The organism is Amorphus orientalis (assembly GCF_030814015.1).
Lineage (GTDB): Bacteria > Pseudomonadota > Alphaproteobacteria > Rhizobiales > Amorphaceae > Amorphus > Amorphus orientalis.
The window spans coordinates 827,289-847,664 of the sequence record NZ_JAUSUL010000002.1 but is presented as its reverse complement, the minus strand read 5'-3'; the positions used below and the strand labels follow the sequence as shown (position 1 = coordinate 847,664).

At 64.3% G+C, this 20,376-nt stretch carries 23 protein-coding genes and 1 pseudogene; 15 read left to right on the top strand and 9 right to left on the bottom strand.

The annotated features are described in order from the left end of the window. Window positions 1–109: 109 nt before the first annotated feature. The 4 genes from J2S73_RS11740 to J2S73_RS11725 all read right to left on the bottom strand — a co-directional run bounded on the left by J2S73_RS11740 (window position 110) and on the right by J2S73_RS11725 (window position 4,172). Window positions 110–1,285, bottom strand: a complete 1,176-nt coding sequence (locus J2S73_RS11740) for an MFS transporter (RefSeq protein WP_306885723.1) — start codon at window positions 1,283–1,285, stop codon at window positions 110–112. Beyond that, window positions 1,282–2,034 carry a hypothetical protein gene (locus J2S73_RS11735; protein WP_306885722.1) on the bottom strand — a complete coding sequence of 251 codons (753 nt, stop codon included), beginning with the start codon at window positions 2,032–2,034 and terminating at the stop codon, window positions 1,282–1,284. Before J2S73_RS11735 ends, J2S73_RS11740 begins: the two co-directional genes overlap by 4 nt. A gap of 276 nt (window positions 2,035–2,310) precedes the next feature. Beyond that, complete coding sequence (locus J2S73_RS11730; protein WP_306885720.1) at window positions 2,311–2,940, bottom strand: Vgb family protein; 630 nt, start codon at window positions 2,938–2,940, stop codon at window positions 2,311–2,313. After that, window positions 2,937–4,172, bottom strand: coding sequence for a winged helix-turn-helix domain-containing protein (locus J2S73_RS11725; RefSeq protein WP_306885719.1), 1,236 nt, complete (start codon window positions 4,170–4,172; stop codon window positions 2,937–2,939). The genes J2S73_RS11730 and J2S73_RS11725 overlap by 4 nt, the downstream gene beginning before the upstream one ends. Window positions 4,173–4,338: 166 nt before the next feature. On the opposite strand from J2S73_RS11725, the gene J2S73_RS11720 reads away from it, so the two are divergent. After that, complete coding sequence (locus J2S73_RS11720; protein WP_306885718.1) at window positions 4,339–4,545, top strand: hypothetical protein; 207 nt, start codon at window positions 4,339–4,341, stop codon at window positions 4,543–4,545. Window positions 4,546–4,763: 218 nt separating this feature from the next. Here the strand turns inward: J2S73_RS11720 and J2S73_RS11715 are convergent, their stop codons facing one another. Beyond that, a complete protein-coding gene (locus J2S73_RS11715; RefSeq protein WP_306885717.1) occupies window positions 4,764–5,552 on the bottom strand; it encodes a DUF899 domain-containing protein in 789 nt (262 codons plus the stop codon). Window positions 5,553–5,971: 419 nt separating this feature from the next. On the opposite strand from J2S73_RS11715, the gene J2S73_RS11710 reads away from it, so the two are divergent. The 3 genes from J2S73_RS11710 to J2S73_RS11700 all read left to right on the top strand — a co-directional run bounded on the left by J2S73_RS11710 (window position 5,972) and on the right by J2S73_RS11700 (window position 7,976). Then, window positions 5,972–6,310, top strand: coding sequence for an ArsR/SmtB family transcription factor (locus J2S73_RS11710; RefSeq protein ID WP_306885716.1), 339 nt, complete (start codon window positions 5,972–5,974; stop codon window positions 6,308–6,310). Continuing rightward, window positions 6,310–7,236, top strand: coding sequence for an SRPBCC family protein (locus J2S73_RS11705; protein ID WP_306886306.1), 927 nt, complete (start codon window positions 6,310–6,312; stop codon window positions 7,234–7,236). Before J2S73_RS11710 ends, J2S73_RS11705 begins: the two co-directional genes overlap by 1 nt. 392 nt (window positions 7,237–7,628) lie before the next feature. Beyond that, on the top strand, window positions 7,629–7,976 hold the full coding sequence (locus J2S73_RS11700; protein WP_306885715.1) for an antibiotic biosynthesis monooxygenase family protein: 348 nt from the start codon (window positions 7,629–7,631) through the stop codon (window positions 7,974–7,976). Window positions 7,977–8,133: 157 nt separating this feature from the next. Here J2S73_RS11700 and J2S73_RS11695 read toward each other — a convergent pair whose 3' ends face one another. Further along, entirely contained in the window at window positions 8,134–8,832 is a 699-nt protein-coding gene (locus J2S73_RS11695; RefSeq protein ID WP_306885714.1) for a winged helix-turn-helix transcriptional regulator, read from the bottom strand. A gap of 186 nt (window positions 8,833–9,018) precedes the next feature. Between J2S73_RS11695 and J2S73_RS11690 the strand changes: the two genes are divergently transcribed. Genes J2S73_RS11690 through J2S73_RS11680 form a run of 3 tightly spaced genes read left to right on the top strand, consistent with a single transcriptional unit; the run spans window position 9,019 to window position 10,089 of the window. Continuing rightward, the gene (locus J2S73_RS11690) at window positions 9,019–9,240 is read left to right on the top strand and encodes a tautomerase family protein (RefSeq protein WP_306885713.1); all 222 of its coding nucleotides are present in this window, start codon (window positions 9,019–9,021) and stop codon (window positions 9,238–9,240) included. Window positions 9,241–9,273: 33 nt separating this feature from the next. Further along, a complete protein-coding gene (locus tag J2S73_RS11685) occupies window positions 9,274–9,675 on the top strand; it encodes a group I truncated hemoglobin (RefSeq protein WP_306885712.1) in 402 nt (133 codons plus the stop codon). Window positions 9,676–9,720: 45 nt separating this feature from the next. After that, the gene (locus J2S73_RS11680; RefSeq protein ID WP_306885711.1) at window positions 9,721–10,089 is read left to right on the top strand and encodes a cupin domain-containing protein; all 369 of its coding nucleotides are present in this window, start codon (window positions 9,721–9,723) and stop codon (window positions 10,087–10,089) included. A gap of 217 nt (window positions 10,090–10,306) precedes the next feature. Here J2S73_RS11680 and J2S73_RS11675 read toward each other — a convergent pair whose 3' ends face one another. The 3 genes and pseudogenes from J2S73_RS11675 to J2S73_RS11670 form a co-directional block, all read right to left on the bottom strand. Next, entirely contained in the window at window positions 10,307–10,666 is a 360-nt protein-coding gene (locus J2S73_RS11675; RefSeq protein ID WP_306885710.1) for a MerR family transcriptional regulator, read from the bottom strand. A 54-nt stretch (window positions 10,667–10,720) separates the two neighbouring features. Then, window positions 10,721–10,843, bottom strand: a pseudogene (locus J2S73_RS21650) (aldo/keto reductase); the annotation flags it as partial. 257 nt (window positions 10,844–11,100) lie between these two features. Then, window positions 11,101–11,772 (bottom strand): GntR family transcriptional regulator, encoded by a 672-nt coding sequence (locus tag J2S73_RS11670; protein WP_306885709.1) that lies wholly within the window; start codon window positions 11,770–11,772, stop codon window positions 11,101–11,103. A gap of 301 nt (window positions 11,773–12,073) precedes the next feature. On the opposite strand from J2S73_RS11670, the gene dctP reads away from it, so the two are divergent. The 8 genes from dctP (at window position 12,074) to J2S73_RS11630 (ending at window position 20,316) form a co-directional block, all read left to right on the top strand. Continuing rightward, window positions 12,074–13,069, top strand: coding sequence for a TRAP transporter substrate-binding protein DctP (gene dctP, locus J2S73_RS11665; protein WP_306885708.1), 996 nt, complete (start codon window positions 12,074–12,076; stop codon window positions 13,067–13,069). Window positions 13,070–13,245: 176 nt separating this feature from the next. Beyond that, a complete protein-coding gene (gene aroQ, locus J2S73_RS11660; protein ID WP_306885707.1) occupies window positions 13,246–13,677 on the top strand; it encodes a type II 3-dehydroquinate dehydratase in 432 nt (143 codons plus the stop codon). Between the two features lie 31 nt (window positions 13,678–13,708). Beyond that, window positions 13,709–15,634, top strand: coding sequence for a bifunctional sugar phosphate isomerase/epimerase/4-hydroxyphenylpyruvate dioxygenase family protein (locus tag J2S73_RS11655; RefSeq protein WP_306885706.1), 1,926 nt, complete (start codon window positions 13,709–13,711; stop codon window positions 15,632–15,634). After that, the gene (locus J2S73_RS11650) at window positions 15,631–16,512 is read left to right on the top strand and encodes an SMP-30/gluconolactonase/LRE family protein (RefSeq protein ID WP_306885704.1); all 882 of its coding nucleotides are present in this window, start codon (window positions 15,631–15,633) and stop codon (window positions 16,510–16,512) included. The genes J2S73_RS11655 and J2S73_RS11650 overlap by 4 nt, the downstream gene beginning before the upstream one ends. A gap of 19 nt (window positions 16,513–16,531) precedes the next feature. Beyond that, window positions 16,532–17,524, top strand: coding sequence for a sialic acid TRAP transporter substrate-binding protein SiaP (locus tag J2S73_RS11645; RefSeq protein WP_306885703.1), 993 nt, complete (start codon window positions 16,532–16,534; stop codon window positions 17,522–17,524). Window positions 17,525–17,575: 51 nt separating this feature from the next. Then, window positions 17,576–18,466 (top strand): shikimate dehydrogenase, encoded by an 891-nt coding sequence (locus J2S73_RS11640; RefSeq protein ID WP_370874418.1) that lies wholly within the window; start codon window positions 17,576–17,578, stop codon window positions 18,464–18,466. A gap of 40 nt (window positions 18,467–18,506) precedes the next feature. Beyond that, window positions 18,507–19,028: a TRAP transporter small permease gene (locus J2S73_RS11635; RefSeq protein WP_306885702.1), complete on the top strand. Its 522-nt coding sequence runs from the start codon at window positions 18,507–18,509 to the stop codon at window positions 19,026–19,028. Beyond that, entirely contained in the window at window positions 19,021–20,316 is a 1,296-nt protein-coding gene (locus J2S73_RS11630) for a TRAP transporter large permease (protein ID WP_306885701.1), read from the top strand. The genes J2S73_RS11635 and J2S73_RS11630 overlap by 8 nt, the downstream gene beginning before the upstream one ends. The last annotated feature ends 60 nt before the right edge of the window (window positions 20,317–20,376 follow it).

Below are 20,376 nucleotides of genomic sequence, written 5' to 3'. Positions count from 1 at the left end.
AAGCGCCTTTCTTCGCTCGAAAGCGAGAGAACGATCCGCTCCGAGAGACTAGCCAGGCTGGCTCCTCTCAGTGTGCCGGAGCGAGCGGGGAGGATCGATCGCCCTGCGCTCACGCCGTCTGCGACCGTACAATGGCGGTCATCGCGGACAGAGCAAGCAACGTCGCGATCCCGAGAAAAGCGGTCAGCAGGAGCGCCTCAACTCCGTACCGTTCGACCAGAAGCGCGAACGCGAACGGGGCCGCCGCCTGGGCGAACCGCGCCGGGACCATCAACAAGCCTTGCCGGAAGCCGTAGCCGTTCGGACCGAAAACGGCGAGCGGCAGGGTGCCTTTGGCGATCGTCAGGATGCCGTTACCCGCGCCGTGGAGCGCGGTGAACAGCATGGCGACCGGGGCGCCGAAGGTCAGCAGGCAGGCGACGCCGATCGGATGGGCGGTGGCTGCGATCTTCGCGGAGGACAGGGGATGGAAGCGCCGCAGGCAGGCGAACTCCAGAAGGCGGCCGGCCACTTGCGCCGGGCCGATCAGAGAAGCGGCGGCAATTGCAGCTGCCGGTGAAGCCCCGGCGTCGCGCAAAAGGGTTGGCAGGTGTGCCGCCATTGCAGTGCTGGAAAACCAGGTGGCCGCGAAAACGAAGGCCAGCAGCGCCAGCGCGATGGTCGGCACCGCCGCTGCGGGCGTGCGTTCGTCGGGTGTATGGGGGCGGGCCCTGGTCCCTCCGGCCGGAACCAGAAACCTGTTCAACGGCAGCCCGATCAGGATATGGGCGGCCGCCCAGATCAGGCAGGTTGTGCGCCAGCCTAGTTCCGCATCGAGATAGGCGCTGATCGGCCAGCAGATCGTGCTCGCCAGACCGGCGATCAGGGTTATCCCGGTGATCGCCCCGCGCGCGCTCCGGCCGTAGATGCCGGTGAGCGTGGAAAAAGCGGCCTCGTATAGCCCGCCGGCCATGCCTATTCCGATGACGATCCATCCGGCGAACAGGAGAACGGGTTCATTCGCCGCCGCCAGCAGACACAGTCCGGCCGCGAAGACCAGATTGGAGAGCGCGAGCACATCTCGGCCACCATGCGTGTCGATGCGCCGTCCGGCGGCCGGGCCAACCAACGCCGACAGGATGAGCGTCGCGGAGAACGCGGCGAACACCCATCCCGTCGACAGTCCGAGGTCCGCTGCCATCGGGCCGGCCAATATCGCCGGGAGATAGTAGGTCGATCCCCAGGCGAGCGTCTGTGCCGTGCCGAGCGAGATGACGGTTCCGGTTTGCGAGGGCGCGCGCGTCATGCGTCGAGGGCTGCCGTCCGGTCGTGGGCCTCATCGCTGCAGCCGCATCTGGAACGGCCCTCGCGCTTGGCAACGGCGTCGTCGTGACAGCATGCGTCCGCCGTCGGCACCGCACCGCCGCAGCAGCCGGCCGTGCCGCCTTCCGCATCGAAGTCGGAAACGCAGACTCCGGTGTCCGGGAGTTCCAGCTCGACCCGGCGGGCGGCTTCTTCGTCGCCGGCCAGGTGGGCGGCGATCGATCGGACCTGCTCGTGTCCGGTCGCAGGCAGGAAGGTCGGTGCGCACCCGTAGCCATTCATGCCGACGATGAAGAAGCCGTCTTCCGGCTGTGCCAGCTCCGCCGCGCCGTGCGGCCGCACGGTTCCGCAGGAATGGATGTTCGGGTCGATGAGCGGCGCCAGCGCGCGGGCGCATTCCAGCGCCGGGTCGAGGTCGAGCCGGAGCTCCGACAGGAAGCTCAAGTCCGGCCGGTAGCCCGTCGCGACAACGAGCTGGTCGACGTCGACCGTGACCGGCGCTTCACCCAAGAATCCGTACAGTGTCAAGCCGGTCTCCATTGTCTCCAACCGCTCAAGCCGGAAACCGGAGCGGACCGTCGACTTGCCGAACTCCACCGCCCAGCGCAGGCGGGAGCCGAGGGCGCCGCGTTCCGACAACGCGTCCGCATTCTCGCCGCCATAGACCCGTTCCGGGTCGGGCTGTCGGAGCAGCCAGGTGAGGCGGGTGTCCGGAGCCTCTTCAGTCAGCATCGCCAGATCCAATAGGGTTCCCATCGCGGGGTGGCCGGTGCCGAGCACTCCAACGTGCCGTCCCGAAAAGCGCTTGCGATCGGAGCCGAGGACATCGGGCATACCGTAGAATAACCGCCCGGCGGAGAGGGCGTCATCAGTAGCCGCAGCATCTTTGTGGAAACCAGCTTTGCTGAAATGAGCCGCCGGACGCCCCGGCGCGTGGTGATGCGGATCGAGTTCTGAAGCCTTATCCGAGCAGGCGGAAACACCTGATCGACAAGAAATAGCATCGGGCTAGGGCCTGCGGACGACCCGCAGCATTCCAACGTTTCCGCCGCCGCAGAAAAACCGGCCGTCGTTGCCGGCCTCGAGGCCGGAGACGGCGGCGCCTGCCGGCATCTCGAGGCATTCCAGAACCTCCCCCGTCTGGGAATCGATCCGGCGCAGCTCGCTCGCGTCGTTTTCCCAGGTGCCGTGCCAGAGCTCGTCGTCGACCCAGGTCACTCCGGTCACGAAGCGGTTCGAGGAGATCGTGCGCAGGATTGCGCCCGTTTCCGGATCCACCTGATGGATCTCGCGGCTTCGGTGCTGACCGACCCAGAGCGAACCGTCGGCCCAGGCGAGACCGGAATCGCCGCCATTGCCCGGTGCCGGAATGGTCGCGATGATCTTGCCGCTGTGCGGGTCGATCTTCTGGATGACGCTCTCGGCGATCTGAAAGAGGTGCGTTCCGTCGAAGGCCGTACCCGCATTTGCGGCGACATGCAGAGAATGGACAATCTCGCCGCTGTCGGGGTCTAGCGCATTCAGCCTGTCGCCGGATGCGAACCAGACATTCGTGCCATCGAAGCTGACTCCGCTGACGCTTGTGGCCTCGGGAAATGGGCCGTACTCGCGAAGTATCTCTGCTGACGCTCGTTTCATGGAGAATGAGTGTAGCCAGATGTCGGCCGGACCGGGAGTAACAAACTTGTCGGGAATCCGGGGACGCTGGGTACCATCCAGCGGCATGCGCGGCCGTGGCCGAAGGACTCGACCTTGCCGGTCCTGGCCAGAGCATCTAGGGCACGCTGAACCGTGCGGGGACTGACGCCGAGCGCCATGGCGAGAGCGGAACTCGACCAGGCCTCGCCATCCGCGAGCAGGGCAAGCACGTCGGCATGCATGCTTTCGATCGGCGGCACGAGGACGGCGACGGAGCTCGCGTGGTGGGGCCTCAGCACGAAGCCCCGTCGCGTCGCGCAGATACCGGCGAACGGCGCGAGCTCCTTGCGCAGCCTGCCGACCTCGACACGCAGGCGAGCTCGATGGGACTCGTCCGCCACGCGGGACCGGACCGCACGGGCAAGCAGCGTCTCCCGGGTGACATCCTCCGGCCACGCTTCGGCGAGCGCGCGCGCAATTCTGAAGAGCACGGGCCGGCTCGTAAGGGACAGGTACTCGCCGTCCGCGCGCACGGCGCTGCGGCAAGCGTCGATGATGAGGACGTCTCTGGCGAGCAGTGCCTCGACGTCGGCCAGCGTAAGAACCTGGTCTTCCTTGTGCGAGAGGAGCCTGGCTGCAGGGGCGGCGAGCAGGCTGCGGGCGGCTTCGACTTCGACGGACAGCGCAGGCGCCCCAGCGTCGCGCGCGGCGGATGCGGCGCGATCCAGAGCCTGACGCGCCGCATCAGAACGAATGCGGCGCAGAGCGATTCCGGCGGCGACGAGCCAATAGCCGGTCCGGGAGGTCCGTGGCAGATCCGCCTCGTCAATACTGCCCAGCAACGTCTCGGCCGCTGCCAGGTTCCCGATCAGGAGCAGGCGGCGGGCCTCGAGATACGTCGCATGGGCGGCGTTCGCATGGTCGCGATGCGCTTCCAGAATTCGGCGCGCCGTGCCGAGCAACCGCGTTGCGCCCGACAGGTCGCGGTGCACGAGAGCTATCTCGGCCTCGGCGAGCATGCATCTGGCTCGCGGCCTCGCTTCGGCGGGGCCGAACGCGCGCGCAGCGCGCCGCAAGAGCTGGCGCGCGCGGTCCAAATCGCCGAGCTGGGCGAAGGCGATGCCCTGCAGGGCCGTTGCCGGGGCATCGGTTCGAAGGGCGACCCGATTGAGTGCGCCGAGCGGGTCGCCGGACACCAGGGCGCGGGCGGCAGCGTCGATCAGCGAATCCATGCGGATCCCGCCAAAATTGTCACTCCCTCCAGCGTTTGCTCCAGCCGTAAGTCTCTGTGGTCGGGCGGCTGCGGGGTCTGGCAACCGTCGAAATGGAGCCCGAGCTGTGGTCAATCTGTCAAACGATCAAAGCGCGAGAGCGAAGACGAAGCAACGAGCCGCCGCGGTGGACTGGCTCAGCCTCGCCGCAACGCCGACCTTCGCTGTGATGGCGTGGATCTCGGCGGCCGAGACTGTCCCGGGCGCGATCTGCACCGCTGGAGCGGGGCCACTGCCGCTCGGCGGAATGGTGACAATGTACCTGCTGATGAGCGTGTTCCACCTCCCGCCGTGGCTCAAGCTTGCGTCGCGCCACCTGCGGCGGCCCGTCTGAGCTGATAGGAAAGACGATGGCGTAGAAGAGCCTTGCCCGCTGCTGTCGTATGGGGCTGACCATTCGATTTGTCCGCCGCGGGACCTCCGGCTGCTTGATGGACGGCGTGACACGGCGCCGCTCGAGGTCCGCTTTGGCCCAGACCCTGAAAAAGTTGCGGATACGCGCGGCCCCTGGAAGGGCCGCACGTATCCTCTTCGCCGCGACCTTCGTTGGCCTCAGGCGGCCCGATACTCGTCGTGCCGGCGCCACCAGTAGCCGTGCTCGTTGCGGCCTTTGGGTGTCCGATCGAGCCACTGGTAGGCGCCCCAGAGGCCGTCGAGCCCACGGGCATAGGTCGAGTAGGTGTGGTAGACGACGCCCTCCTCGAGCGCGAACGCGCTCAGGCCGGGCCTTTCCCGGGCGTAGGTTGCGCTGTCCGTTCCCGACATGGCCGCCGCCGAGGCCGGCACGTCGGGGGTCGTGCGCGTTGGGACGGCGGGGCGCGTATCGTTCGGCTGAAGCGGAGGCTCGCGGCGATAGTTGTACTCGATCGAGCCTTCCATCTGCTGTTCGGGTGTGAACCACACATTGAAGTCCGCGTTGAAGTCGCTGCCGAAGGACGAGGCCCACGGGAAAGTCCATCCCATGCGCTGCTTGTAGGCGGCGAGCTTCTCCAGCGGCGCCCGCGACACCGCCGTCAGCATGACGTCGTGGTTGGCGAGATGCACGGCGAAGCCGTTGAACCCGTCGGCGATCGCAGAGCAGGACGGGCATCCCGCCTCGTAGTCTGGTCCGAACATGAAGTGGTAGACGAGCAACTGGGACCGGCCGCGGAACAGATCCGCGAGGGACGCCTCGCCGTCCTCGGTTGCGAACCGGTAGGACTTGTCAAGGCGAACCCATGGGAGCTCCTGACGTCGCCGAGCCAGGTCGTCAGCCCGCCGCGTCAGCTCCTTCTCCGCCTCGATCAGGTCGAGCCGGGCCTCCAGCCAGTCGTGGCGGGTTCCAGTGAGGTATTTCGTCATCAGTCTTCTCCCATGCTCCGGCGCCACCGCTCCCGGCATTCGCAGAGCGGCGACTGTCTGGTCGATGGGGAGAGACTAGGAGCGGGGACCCGGCCACCGGGAGTGACAACTATGACGCGATTGAGGCTAGGCCGCGATCTGCGGCGTGGGCCTCCTGACCACCGGCACGTCACGGAGGATGGCGGCGCAGGGAACAGAAGGCCGTCGGTTTCGCCGCCTGAGACGGTGCGGTTGTCGCCGCGCGGGCTCTGCGACGATCTCCGGGATAGCGGGCTCGGGCGCCAAAACAAGCTCTCGCCCTGGGGAGCGGGTCGACATCGCCCGGTCCCACAGCTCGGCCGCCCTCTACTCGCAAAAAAATTAGCTACTTTGCTAAGTTTTCGCTTGCAGCGTCCGGGTGCTGAGTAATAGTTAGCCATATGGCTAAGCAAGATCCCGCTCTCTCGTCGCTCTTCCACGCGCTCGCTGATCCGACCCGTCGGTCGATACTGACCCGGCTTGCGGAAGGGCCGGCACGGGTGACGGATTTGGCCGGGCCGACCGGACTGCGGCTGCCCACGGTCATGCGGCATCTCTCGGTCCTCGAAGAGGTGGGGCTGATCACCACCTCCAAGGACGGACGGATACGCACCTGCGCCATCGTTCCGGAGGCGCTGAACCCGGCACGGAAGTGGCTCGATGAACAGCGGGCGATCTGGGAGGCCCGGCTCGACCGGTTGGACGCCTTCGTGATGAACGAGATGAAGGACCGTGAATGATGAGACAGAGCAGTGCGGCCGACGGTGCGCCTCTCGCGGGTGCCGTCGGCAAGGAAGGCCGTTTCGCGACGCTGACCTTCGAACGGGACGTGGCCGCATCACCGTCGGTGCTGTGGCAGGCATGGACGGCGCCGGCCGCGCGGGCGGTCTGGGCTGCACCGTCGCCCTCGGTCACCGTGGAGTTCCTGGAGGCCGACACCAGGATCGGCGGGCGGGAGGTTTCGCTCTGCAAGGTGGAGGGCGCGCCAGAGATCCGGTGCGAGATCGGTTGGCTGGAGCTGCGACCAGAGGCGTGCAGCGTGAACTACGAAGTGCTCTCGAGCGGAGACGTGAAACAGTCGGTCGCGCTGGTGACGGCGAACGTTTCGGGCACCCAGGAGGGCAGCAGGCTGGTGCTCACCGTGCAACTGTCCTCCCTGGCTGAGGACATGGCGCCGGGCTACCGGGAAGGCTTCGGTGTGGGCCTCGACAACCTCGCGGACACGGCCGAACGAACCTTGCTGCTGCAGCGGGTGATCCAGGCGCCGCGATCGATCGTTTGGGGCGCATGGATGAACGCGGAGACCCTGCCGCAGTGGTGGGGGCCGGAAGGCTTCTCCTGTCAGACGAAAAGGATCGATCTGCGGGCCGGCGGCGAATGGGTGTTCGACATGATCGGGCCCGACGGCACGGTCTTTCCGAACCACCATCGCTATCACGAAATCCGGCCAGAGGGGAGGATCGGCTACGCGCTGCACTGGGGCGAGAACGGTCCGAAGCACGCGGACGCCTGGGCGTCATTCGAGGATGAGGATGGGGCGACGAAGGTCACGCTCGGAATGGTGTTCAGCACGTCTGCGGAGTGCCGGGAGGCGAAGGGCTTCGGCGCCGTGGAACTGGGGTTGCAGACGCTGGGCAAGCTGGAAGCCTTCGTGACGCCTCGCTGACATGGTTGGGCTTCCAATCGCGTAGATACAGGCTGGTCGAACGGGAGGATCCGTGGCGCATTCCGGGCAATCGGCGAGCAGGCTTGTGGCCGTCATCGCCTTCGTCCTGGGAGGAGCCGATGTTCGTTGAGAACGGAGATGTGCGTTTCGCAAACAAGGGTCGGGCGCGCGAATGACGGCAGTGATGAAGGCGCGCCCGAGCCTTGAGCATTCTGGCTGAGAATGTTCCGGTGCATGTCTACGGACCCGAAAGCAAACAAGATCCATGTCCTGTATCGCGGCGACGTTGGCTGATGTTGAATAGAATTCACTACATGACGTCCAAAACAGACGGGCACGTGGTGAACACCTCGACACCGCATTCTACACATCTCTCATGCCGGAGAAGGCTCATGCCGCGATCAACCAATGCTATTGTTCGAGTCGACAAGTTCGATGTGCCGGCCACAGCGCGGGACTCGTTCATCGCCAGGGTCGGCGAAACCCATGCGATACTCGATACACTCGACGGCTGCTTGGAGAACCTTGTCCTCGAACAGGTTGCTGGGGATGGGGTCTTTAACATCGTCACCGTGGTAAAGTGGCGCGACGAAGCTGCCTATGAAGCCGCCAGAGAAACGATGCGCGCACGCCGAGAGGCAAGTGGCTTCAATCCGCAGAAGACGTTCGCCGAGCTTGGTATCCGGGCTGATCTCGGCAATTACAGGATCGTGCCGATCGCCGCCGCACCCGACGACTAGAGCCTTTTCCGCGGAGACGGGACCATCTGAGCAATCGGAAATGGCATCAGATTCAATAATTTGAGCATGTCCCGTTCAATCTGAATCTGTTTGAACGGGCCGGGGCAGCACATGGACTGCTTCTTCAACGGGGGCAACTCCGAACGAGTTCGGCCGCTCAGCTTGCCAGCTTCTCCTGCTGAGCGAACGGACTGAGACCCAGCCAGGATTGCATCGCGTCGGCAATCTTCCGGTCCCCGACAAGCAAAAGGGCGCCGCGGTCGATAGCCTCCCTGACCGTGCGAAGCCCCATCCAGACCTCCGTCATCGTCCGCAGATCCACCGTGGCATAGAGATCGATGTCGAAGCCCGGATCGATGTGGCAGAGATCCACGCTACGATCCGGCTCCACGATCAGCCACCAATTGCGTTGCGCACGGGGCAGTTCGGGATAGACGAACGCGATCACGACCCGGCGTGCCGGGACCGGCCGCGTGTCGAGGTTTCGGCGCATGTCCCACATGAGAAGCTCGGCATCGAGATTCTCCAGCGAAGGCTCGCTTTCAACCCACTTCTGACCCCATAGGCCGACAGCCTCCACCACCGGCTGCAGATCCAGCCCGGCTTGGGTTAGCCGGTAGGCATTGACTTCCGGCGATCCTGCGAGCCGCTCGCGCTGCACTATTCCGGCCGCTTCCAACTCGCTCAGGCGCTTGGACAGCAGGGCTGGCGACATCCGCGGCACACCCCGGCGCAACTCGTTGAACCGGGTCGATCCGGCAACCAGTTCTCGTAACAGGACCATGGTCCAGCGGGTGCAGAGGATCTCGGACGCCATCGCGACGGGGCAAAACTGCTTGTAGCTCGCGTTGGTCATGGGCTGCCTCCCTTCCATCATGGGACGGCTTTCTGACATGGCCTTCGAATGCCCTGCCAGTTCAGAAGCTGTACCGGCCCCGATTCAGTTCGTGAACTGGCAACCGCCCACCGCAGCTGTCAGCCTTCAAAAATGCCGAACAACCTTCGGTGGAGCAAGGCCGACCGAAACTGACAGGAGGAGCCAATGCCACTCGTCGACATCGAGCTGATTGAAGGCGTTTTCGACGACGCTCAGAAGCAGAAAATGATCCGGGACGTGACTGAAGCGATGGTGGGCATCGAGGGCGAGGCCATGCGCGGTGTCACCTGGGTCCGTGTGCAGGAAATCGCCAGTGGAGAGTGGGCCATCGGCGGCAAGCCTCTGACGGCAGCCGATGTTAAGGCCCATCAGTCCGAACTCACCTGACCAAACTCACCCAATGAGTGGAGGGGAGCAATCATGGCCCGGGTACAAGCAGAAGAATCGGACACCGCGACGCTGTACGACCGCCTCGGTGGTGCAGCCGGCATTCGTCGGATCGTCGACGGCGCCGTAGCGGCCCATATGGACAACCCCCTGATCGCCCACCGCTTCCAGCCGTATGCAGACCGACCTGAACGGGTCGAGGAGATCAAGCAGCACACCTGCGACTTCTTCGCTGCCGGCAGTGGCGGGCCCGACACCTACACGGGCCGAAGCATGGCTGAGGCCCATCGCGGCATGGCGATCGAGGCGGCGGAATACGATGCCGCTGCGGACGATATCCTGGGAACGATGAAGACCCTGAACCACGACGCGGAGATCCGCGCCGAGGTCGGACGAATCCTCGAGTCTCTGAAAACCGAAATCATCCATGCATGAGCGCAGCAGGTCTTTTGGACCCGGCTGCAGAAAGACAGGCAGATCATGACAGCCACAACCATCGAAACCCGTCGCTTTGAGACCCCGGACGACCGGCTCGACATGAAAGAGCGCGGTGGCATCGACATCGTCAAGACGACGCAGGGCTCCACCGGCATGCACGCCGTATTCGAGCCCGGCTGGACCTGGGAGGCGGATGAAAAGCCGCTTCTTGGCTCCCCTCATACATGTCCGATGCATCATACCGGCTACTGCCTGTCAGGCAGCCTGGTGGTCCGGATGGTCGAAAGCGGTGAGGAGACGTCGATCAGGAAAGGCGACTTCTTCGAGATACCGCCGGGGCACGACGCCTATGTCTCCGGCAACGAGCGTGTCGAGTTGATCTTGTTCGAGGCCGTGGGTGCTCATTCCTGAACTGCAGACTTCCCGGATGTTAGCAGCCCGACGAGAAACGGCATTTGCGGGCGGATGACCATTTTGTGCAGAGGTCTTTACCGTCCGCTTCGCGAGCGAGCCGAGATCATGTCCGTAGCCGATGACCCTCTTCGCTCGCTTTCCGGTTGACATACTTGGCGTTGGACTCTGCCCGCTGACACTTCTGGGTTTTTCCGTATGGCGGATGAGCCGCTCCCTAGAGTGTGGAGGCTTCGAACTCGCTAAGAAGATCAGTCAGCAGCTCACGGCTTTCAGCGAGCTTGCGGTTTTGATCGTCGATTGATCCGATTTGCCGCCGAAGTTCGGCCTTAAGCTCGTCGCATGGCTCGAACGCGTGCCGTTGGTTCAGGGAGCATGGTAGAATCCTCCTTATTATCGCCAGCGTCATGCCTGCGGCACCCAACAAACGAATGCGTTCGACCGTATCCGCATCGTCGGGTGTGAAATCGCGATATCCCGTCTCGCTTCTTGCGGGAGCCAGAAGTCCTTGCGCCTCGTAGTAGCGGAGCATTCTGACGCTGACGCCCGTCCTCTGCGATAATTCGCCAATCTTCATTTTTTGCCTTGGCCCGTTCGAGGCGCACGAGATGGTCGGAACTCGGTACTCTTCGAGCGCAACTAGATTCTGGCGAAGCTGGTGCTCGTCGCGGGCGCCAATAATGACGGAGGAGACCGGCGACCGATCAGCCAGCCACTCGATAGCGATCTGCGGAACACCCCGGCCTGTCTCCGCCGTAGCTTAGTTGAGCAGATCCACGATTAGATTAAGATCGGCGTCTTCCGCGGCGACGTCCTCACTGTGCGGTCCGATTGGTCTGACCATTGCGAACTTGATGCCGTCATCGACGACTCTGATGGGTTCGATTCAAACCGAGGGCGTTGCGGGAGCTACGTGATCGTATCTAGTTGGATGACCTCTCGGGCATGCCGAAACCGGGGTTTCGTTCCCGTCGCTTCCATTTCCCGGTGCTTTCGATTGGGCCAAAATGTTTACACGATTGTGCCTTTCGCCAGCGCGTGCTCGACGCCGCCGTTGACGTGGCGTTCGAGCACTTCGCAGGCCGTGGCCGCATCCCGGGCCAGCGCACACTTGAGCAGCGTCCGGTGTTCTTCCGCGGCGATGTCGCCGCGGTAGCTCAGCGCAATCATCTGATAGCGCAGATATTTGTCGAAGATCCCCGCATGGGTGTCGATCAGGACCGCTGACCCGCAGGCGGAAATGAGCGCCTGGTGAAACTCCCAGTCGTACCGTTTCCAGACTTCCGTCTCGCTTCTGTCGCCGGCCTTCATACGCGCCTCCATGCTCGCAAGCTTGTGGTGCGCGGAAACGATCCGACCCTCCCATTCCATGTCCCCGTCCTCGAATGACTGGCGAAGCGCATGGGATTCCAGGAGAAGGCGAAGAGCGGCAATTTCCTTGAGGTTCTCGGCGGACACCGGTGCGACCTCGAAGCCGCGCTGCCCCTCGGCGACGACGAGCCCCTCCGAGCTGAGCCGGTTCAGGATCTCCCTCAGGGTGCTGATGCTGGCCCCGTATGTCGCCTTCAGCCGATCCAGCCTCAGCTTCTGTTCGGGTTCCAGCCGGCCGAACAGGATGTCGGATCGTATCCGATGATATGCGGATTCTCCGATGGATGCGGTGGCTTCAGCCGGTTCGAGCACTTTCACGGACCCTATGAGTATCTGTTTTTGATCTGAGGGCCACCTTGCCCAAGCGACGGCGCTTTCTCAAGCGTCGTCGAAGCCCGCGGCAAGCGCTGCTTCACGGGGGCGCGCTGCATCTGATTCCCTGGGACGCCCCGGCATCATCGGATCGGGGGATTTCTAAAAATAGGAGAAAACAAAAAATCTCCGATGAAATTAAAACTGACTATTGAAAGGTGTCTTAACCGGTGCGATGGTCCGCGCGATGGCAGTGGAGGCTGCCTTCGACAAAAAGAATGCGCATACCGAGGAGGGATTGATGCTGGACATTCTCAAACTGCGAACCCTGAGCGCGGCGGGAGCCGCCGTGGTTCTGGCTTCCGCGCTTTCCGCTGTGCCGGCAGCGGCCCAGGACAAGCCGGAACTCCGCTTCGCTGCGGTGTTCTCGCAGCAGGACATCCGCGCCGAGATGATGGACATTTTCGCCGAGGAGATCGCCGACAGCTACGATCTCCAGACCTATTTCGGCGGCACACTGCTCAAGCAGGGGACGGAGCTGGTCGCGCTCCAGCGCGGCAACCTGGAAATGGGCAACATCGCGCCTCAGGACATCGCCAAGCAGGTGCCGGAGTGGTCGCTGCTGACGTCCGCCTATCTCTTCCGCGACGCCCAGCACCTGAACGACTTCTTCAAGAGCGATGCCGGGCAGGAAATGAAGTCGATCGCCGAGGATCAGCTCGGCATCCACATTCTCGGTCCGACCTATTTCGGGACCCGTCAGGTGGGCCTGCGCGTTGACGACAAGATCGACACGCCGGAGGACATGAACGGCATCAAGCTGCGCATGCCCGGCGGAGAGGCCTGGCAGTTCCTGGGCCGTGCGCTCGGCGCCAATCCGACCCCGATGGCGTATTCGGAGGTCTACACCGGGCTTCAGACCGGCGCGATCGACGGACAGGACAACCCGCTCCCGAACGTCCAGAACATGAAGTTCTACGAGGTCATGTCCCAGATCGTGCTGACCTCGCATCTGGTGGGCTACGACCTGCTGGTGGTGTCCGACGACGTTTGGGACGCGATGTCGCCCGAAGAGCAGGAGGCCTTCCAGGCTGCTGCCGACAAGGCGATCCAGTGGAGCCAGGACCAGCATCTGAAGCGCGAGGAGGAACTCGCCGCCTTCATGGAGGAGCAGGGGCTGGAGCTCTACAAGCCGAACGTCGACGCGTTCCGCGAGCACGCCCAGCAGATGTATCTGGAATCCGACCTTGCCGCGGACTGGCCCGACGGCATGCTGGACAAGATCAACGCGATGTAGCGTCCCGCATCGGCGCCGATCTGGACTGCTCCGGGTCGGTGCCGCCGCTGCCGAGTGCCGCGAGGCTTCTCCTCGACCTCCTTTGGCCGGATCGGCCCGACAGGCCCGCCCGCCGGCGACCTTCCCGCCAGGTCTGCTCTGGTCGCGGCCGGTCCCCATAATCCTTCGGAGTGCTCATGAAGCCGCTTTTTATCCTCAACGGCCCGAACCTGAACCGTCTCGGCACCCGCGAGCCGGATATCTACGGCAGCACCACGCTGGCGCAGGTCGAACAGATGTGCCGGACAGCGGCGGGTGAGGTCGAGGTCGTCTTTCGGCAGTCGAACCGGGAATACGAGATCATCGACTGGATCCACGAGGCGATCGAGTCCGGCTCCGCCATCGTGATCAATCCGGCGGCCTTCACGTTCACGTCGATCGCCATTCTCGATGCCCTGAAGATGTTTCCGGGTCCGATCATCGAACTGCACATCTCCAACATCCACGCCCGCGAAGCGATCTATCACAAATCGCTCGTCTCCCCGGTTGCCAGCGCGGTGATCGCCGGCCTCGGCGCCGACGGTTACGCCGTTGCGGTCAAGGCGGCCGTCGAGCGTGCGGCCGGGTGACACTCCCGCATTTGAACATCGAGAGCCGGCCATGAAGACCTCCATTGCCACCGTCTCCATCAGCGGCGATCTGCGCGAGAAACTTGCCGCAATCTCTGCCGCCGGCTTCGATGGCGTCGAGATTTTCGAGAACGATTTTCTCGCGTTCGACGGCTCGCCGCGTGAGGTCGGGGCGATGGTGCGCGACCATGGCCTGGAAATTACCGTGTTCCAGCCGTTCCGGGACTTCGAAGGTATGCCGGAGCCGCTCCGCGCCCGTACCTTCGATCGGGTGGAACGGAAGTTCGACGTGATGCAGGAGCTCGGGACGGACCTGATGCTCATCTGCTCAAACGTATCGACGCAGTCGCTGGGCGGGATCGACCGGATGGCTGCCGATTTTGCCGAGCTCGGCGAGCGCGCCGCAAAGCGGGGTCTGCGCGTCGGGTACGAAGCGCTGGCCTGGGGCCGCCACGTGAACGACCACAGGGATGCCTGGGAAGTCGTGCGCCGGGCTGACCATCCGGCGGTCGGGCTCGTGCTGGATTCGTTCCACACCCTGGCACGAAATATCGACGTCGAGACCATCCGGGCCATCCCCGGCGACCGAATTTCCATCGTGCAGCTGGCCGACGCGCCGCGCATGGACATGGACCTGCTCTACTGGAGCCGGCATTTCCGCAACATGCCGGGCGAAGGCGACCTGCCCGTCACCGATTTCATGTGCGCGGTTGCTGCGACCGGATATGCGGGTCCGCTGTCGCTGGAGATCTTCAACGACCAGTTCCGCGGCGGATCACCGAAGTCGATCGCCATTGATGGTCACCGCTCGCTGGTCGCGCTGATGGATCAGGTCAAGCGGTCCGAGCCGGCAATGTCCATCGAGGTTCCAGACCTTCCCGACCGGGTGGCGGTGAAGGGCGTGGAGTTCGTGGAGTTCGCAGCATCCGACCAGGAGGCGGAGGAACTGGCCGGCCTGCTCGCGGCGATGGGATTTCACGAGGCGGCCCGGCATCGCCACAAGGACGTGGCGCTGTTCCGCCAGGGCGGCATCAACATCGTCGTCAATACGGAGAAGGAAGGTCTCGCCCACGCCTCCTATGTGGTCCACGGCGCCAATGCCTACGCCATCGGGCTGAAGGTCGGCGACGCCGCCGCAACGGTCGACCGTGCTCGGGCGCTCGGGGCGACGCCGTTCGAACAGCCAGGCCGTCCGTCCGATCTCGCCATCCCGGCGATCCGGGGCGTGGGCGGCGGCCTGATCTATTTCGTCGACGATGCCAGCAATCTCTCCCGCGTCTGGGAGATCGAGTTCGGGGTCGCGGATGCGACCGCAGACGGCGAAGCCGGGCTCGTCGCCATCGATCATGTCGCCCAGACGATGAACTACGAGGAGATGCTGACGTGGATCCTGTTCTACGTCTCCATCTTCCGCACGAGGAAGCTGCCGATGGTCGATGTGGTCGATCCCGGCGGCCTGGTGCGCAGCCAGGTGATCGAGAGCGACGACGGCGCCTTGCGCCTGACCCTCAACGGCGCGGAGAACCGGAAGACGCTGGCGGGCCATTTCATCGCCGAGAGCTTCGGGTCCAGCGTCCAGCATCTCGCCTTCGCCTCGACCGACATTTTCCGGACGGCCGACGCGCTGGCTGCTCGGGGCTTCGAAGCGCTGGGAATATCGCCGAACTACTACGACGACCTGGAAGCCCGGCTGGCGCTTGAGCCGGAGATCGTCGACCGGATGCGCGCCCGCAACATCCTGTACGACCGCGACGAGCAGGGCGGCGAATACTTCCAGCTCTACAGCCGCAACTTCGGCGAAGGGTTCTTCTTCGAGATCGTCGAGCGGCGCGGCGGCTACACGGGCTACGGCGCGCCCAATGCACCGTTTCGCATCGCCGCCCAGAAGCGGTCGATCGCGCCGCGCAACGAAGCCGCGCTGATGGCGTCGCCGACCGCCGCCGGAGACGACCGATGAACCGGCGTGAGCAAGCTGTCGAAGTCGTGGTGCGCGGGGCGGACCAGCTCGGCGAGACACCGCTGTGGTGCGAGCGGACCAGTCGGCTGTGGTGGCTCGATATCGAGAAGCCGAAGCTCCAGTCCTTCGACCCGGAAACCGGGGCGCATGTGGTGTTCCCGCTGGACTGCACCTATGCGGGCAGTCAGGCCGCGACCGTCGGCGGAGACCGCCTGGTGGCAACGGATCTGTCGCTTGTCCGCCTGTCGCCTGAGACCGGCGACGTCACGCCATTCCTCACGGTCGAGACCGGTGTCGACAACCGGCTGAACGATGGCCGCGTCGATGCCCGCGGCCGGCTCTGGGTCGGGTCGATGGACAACCAACTCCATCGGCCGCACGGGCGGCTCTATCGCGTGGACCCGGACGGGACGGTGGCCATCAAGATGGACGGCATCATCGTTTCCAACGGCATCGCGTTTTCGCCCGACGGCCGGACCCTCTACGTCACCGATACGCGTCGGCATCTCAGCTTTGCGTTCGATCTGGATCTCGACGACGGGGCAATCTTCAACCAGCGCGTCTTCGCGGACTATTCGCGCACCGGGGAGCGTCCGGACGGCGCCTGCGTCGATGTCGACGGTTGCCTCTGGCAGGCGTTCTTCGCCGGTGGCCGGCTCGTCCGCTACCGGCCCGACGGCGGAGTGGATCGTACGATTCCGCTGCCGGTCACCAATCCGACCTGCCCGGTCTTCGGCGGTCCGGATCTCGACGTCCTGTACGTGACCAGCGCCACCAAGTTCCTGACGCCGGAGCAGCGGGCGAGCGAACCTCTCGCCGGTTCGGTCCTCGCGATCCACGGGGTGGGACAGGGACTGGCCGAGCATCGCTTCGGCTGACAATACAAGGAGGAAACCGATGAAACTCAAAATGATGCGCGGCCTGTCCGCGGCCGGTGCCGCCCTCGTGGCGGCGACGATGTTCGCCGGAGGGGCCGTGGCGCAGGACCCGGTCAAGCTGACCTTCGCCGACGTCACGCAGGCGAATGCGCCGCGATCGGTGGCACTGACCGACATCTTCGCCAAGGAAATCGGCGACGAGTTCGAGTTCGAGCCCTATTTCGGCGGAACGCTCCTGAAGCAGGGGTCGGAACTCACCGCCATCCGGCGCGGCAATCTCGATATGGCGCTGCTGCCGCCCTCGGACCTGGCGAACCAGGTTCCGGAATTCAGCATTCTCAGCGCGGCCTACCTGGTTCGCGACGCCGATCATCTCAACAAAATCTTCGAAAGCGACATCGGCGAGGAGTTCCGTCAGCTCGCGCGGGAGGAACTCGGCGTCGAAATTCTGGCGCCTGCCTATTATGGCACCCGGCAGGTGAACCTGCGCGGCGACAAGAAGATCCAGACGCCGGAAGACATGAACGGCATCAAGTTGCGGATGCCGGGCGGCGAATCCTGGCAGTTCCTCGGAGAATCCATCGGCGCGAACCCGGTGCCGATGCCGTACACGGAAGTCTATACCGGCCTTCAGACCGGTGTGATCGACGGGCAGGACAATCCGCTTCCCAACGACAAGCAGATGAAGTTCTACGAGGTCACCGACCAGATCGTCCTCACCAGCCACAATGTCGGCTTCGGGCTCCTGCTGATCAATGCCGATCTGTTCGCGTCGCTGTCCGAAGAGCAGCAGGAACGGATGCGTGCCGCTGCCCAGAAGGCATTCGAGTGGAGCGACCAGCAATATCTGGATCAGGAAGAAGACCTGGTTGAGTTCTTCAAGCAGGAGGGGCTCGAGGTCTATACGCCGGACGTCGAAGCGTTCCGGAAGTACTCGAACCAGAAATACAGGGAGTCCAGCCTGTCGGACTCCTGGCCGGACGGCATGCTGGAGCGGATCAACGCGCTCTGAGGCGAAACCGGACTGCGAGACGGCGGCATCGATCGCCGCGGGGAGAGGATCGTGACAGCGACGGGCCAGAAGGCAGAACAAGACGCCGGTTCAGGCGCTCAAACCCGACCGATCCTGATCGGTCTGTTGGGGCGGAACATCGGCCGTTCGCGCACCCCGCGGATGCATCTTGCCGCCGCCGAAGGGTTGGGTCTGCCCTACGAATACCGCATCCTCGACGCGCACCAGGAGGGCCTGCCGGAGACGGCGGCGGAGATCCTGGACCTGCTCGAGGCCGAGGGCTTCAACGGGATCAACGTCACCTATCCCTACAAGCGGGCCGTGGTCTCGCTGATGGACGAACTGTCACCGGCGGTCCAGGCCGTCGGTGCGGTGAACACGGTGGTCTTCCGGGAGGGCCGCCGGTTCGGGCACAATACGGACTACTGGGGTTTCGGCGAAAGCCTGCGCCGCGGCTTGCCGGAGGCAAAACGCGACACGGTGCTCCTTGTCGGCGCCGGCGGTGCAGGGGCCGCGGTTTCCCATGCGCTGATCGACGCGGGTGTGGGCCGCCTGCTTGTCTACGACCTTCAGGTCGACACCGCGCAGGCGCTTGTCGCGGCGCTGGAAAACCATGCCGGGCCGGGCCGGGCCGAAGTCGCGTCCGATCCGGCCGATGTCATGACAACCGTGGACGGGGTCGTCAACGCGTCTCCGGTGGGCATGGACGCGCATCCTGGCATACCGGTGCCGGTGGATGCCCTCCGTCCCGACCACTGGGTTGCGGACATCATCTATTTCCCGCTGGAAACCGAGCTGCTCGCCACCGCGCGCCGGCTCGGCTGCGCGGTCTTGCCGGGATCCGGTATGGCACTTTTCCAGGCGGTCAGGGCCTTCGAGCTGTTTACCGGCCGCAAGCCGGACATCGAGCGAATGCGGGCGTCATTCGACTCGTTTTCGTGAGGGCGGAGGGACAGGCCTTGGGAAGGAATTGGGAGGCGATATGAGGACCATCCGCGCCGTCGTGGACTGGCTGGGCCGTCGAGCGGAAAACTTCCTGGCCCTGCTGCTCGGATCCCTGTTCGTCAGCTTCCTGATTCAGATCGCGTTCCGCTATCTCTTGAACCTGCCGCTCGGCTGGACCGTCGAATGGGTTGCGATCGCCTGGTTGTGGGGGATCCTGTTCGGCTACGCGTTCGTCGTCCGAGAGTCCGACGTCATCCGCCTGGATATCGTCTACGAACTGCTGCCGCGATGGGCCCGACGCGCTCTCGACGTCGCCACCGGCCTGATCTGCGCCGGCATCTTCGCGTGGACGCTGCCGCACGTCTACGAATACGTGACCTTCATGTCGATCGAGAAGACGGCCTACCTGGATATCCCGTTCGACTACGTCTTCGCGATCTATGTCCCGTTTGCAGTCGCGGTGATCGTTCGCTGCCTGATGACCGTCTGGCGCGGGCTTTCGGGTATCGGACCGGCCTTCAACACGCCGACGAGCGCGGATACCCACGATTATGATTGATCCGTTCACCGCCTCCATCATTCTCATCGCGTTCCTGGCCTTCGGCGGGCTGTCGATCGGGCTCGCCATGATCTGCGGCGCGTCGGTCTATCTGATCCTCGCGGGATACGATCCGTCGATCGCGTCGGAGACGCTGCTCCAGGGGCTCTTCCACAGCTACACGTTGCTGGCGATCCCGCTGTTCATCCTTGCCGCCGACATCATGAATGTGGGCTCGCTCGCCGACCGCCTGCTGCGGTTCAGCCAGGCGCTGGTCGGGCGCTTCAAGGGCGGGCTCGGCCACGTCAACGTCTTCTCGTCGCTGATCTTCTCCGGCATGTCCGGATCGGCGGTGGCCGATGCCGTCGGCATGGGCAAGATCATCATCAACATGATGACCAAGGACGGGAAATACACGCCCTCCTATGCCGCCGCGATCACGGCCGCCTCCGCCACGATCGGCCCCATCATCCCGCCCTCGATCCCGATGGTCCTCTACGCCCTCGTGTCGGACCAGTCGGTCGGCTTCCTGTTTGCCGCCGGTCTGGCGCCTGGCCTGCTGATGGGCGTCATGCTGATGGTGATGAATTCGATCGTCGCCCATCGCCGCGGCTTTCCGGTGGACGATGGTACGCCGCTCAGGGAGATGCCGCGCACGACGCTGCAGGCTATCCCCGCGCTCATGCTCCCGGTGATCCTGCTGGGCGGAATCTATGGCGGCGTCACCACGCCGACCGAGGCGGCCGCCGTCGCCGCCTTCTACGCGCTCATCATCTCCGTGGTACTCTACCGTTCGGTGAGCCTGCGCCAGTTCTATTCGACGCTGCTGGGCTCGGCCCGTTCGACGGCAACGGTCGGCATCCTGATCGCCGGCGCCCTGACCTTCCAGTATGTCGTGACCCGGGAGAACGTCCCGGACGCGCTCGCCGCGTTCCTGGGTCAATACGATCTGTCGCCGACCGGCTTCCTGATCGCGATCAATATCATGTTCCTGCTGCTCGGCTGCATATTGGAGGCCGGCGCGATCCTTCTGATCATCGTTCCGATCTTCATCCCGGCAGCGCAGGCACTCGGCATCGACCTCGTCCATTTCGGCGTGATCGTGGTGGTCAATTCGATGCTCGGGCTGATAACCCCGCCTTACGGATTGCTTCTGTTCATCGTCTCGTCGATCACCAAGCGGCCGCTACTGGAGATTTCCCGGGACATTCTGCCTTTCCTGCTGGCGCTGATCGGTGCGCTTGTGATCATCACCTTCGTGCCGGGCTTCGTCCTCTGGCTGCCGAGGCTGCTGGGCTATCAGGGATAGATATCAGACCGACGCCGCCAGGAAGCGGGGTGGCGGAGAGGATCGAACGAAGTTCGAACT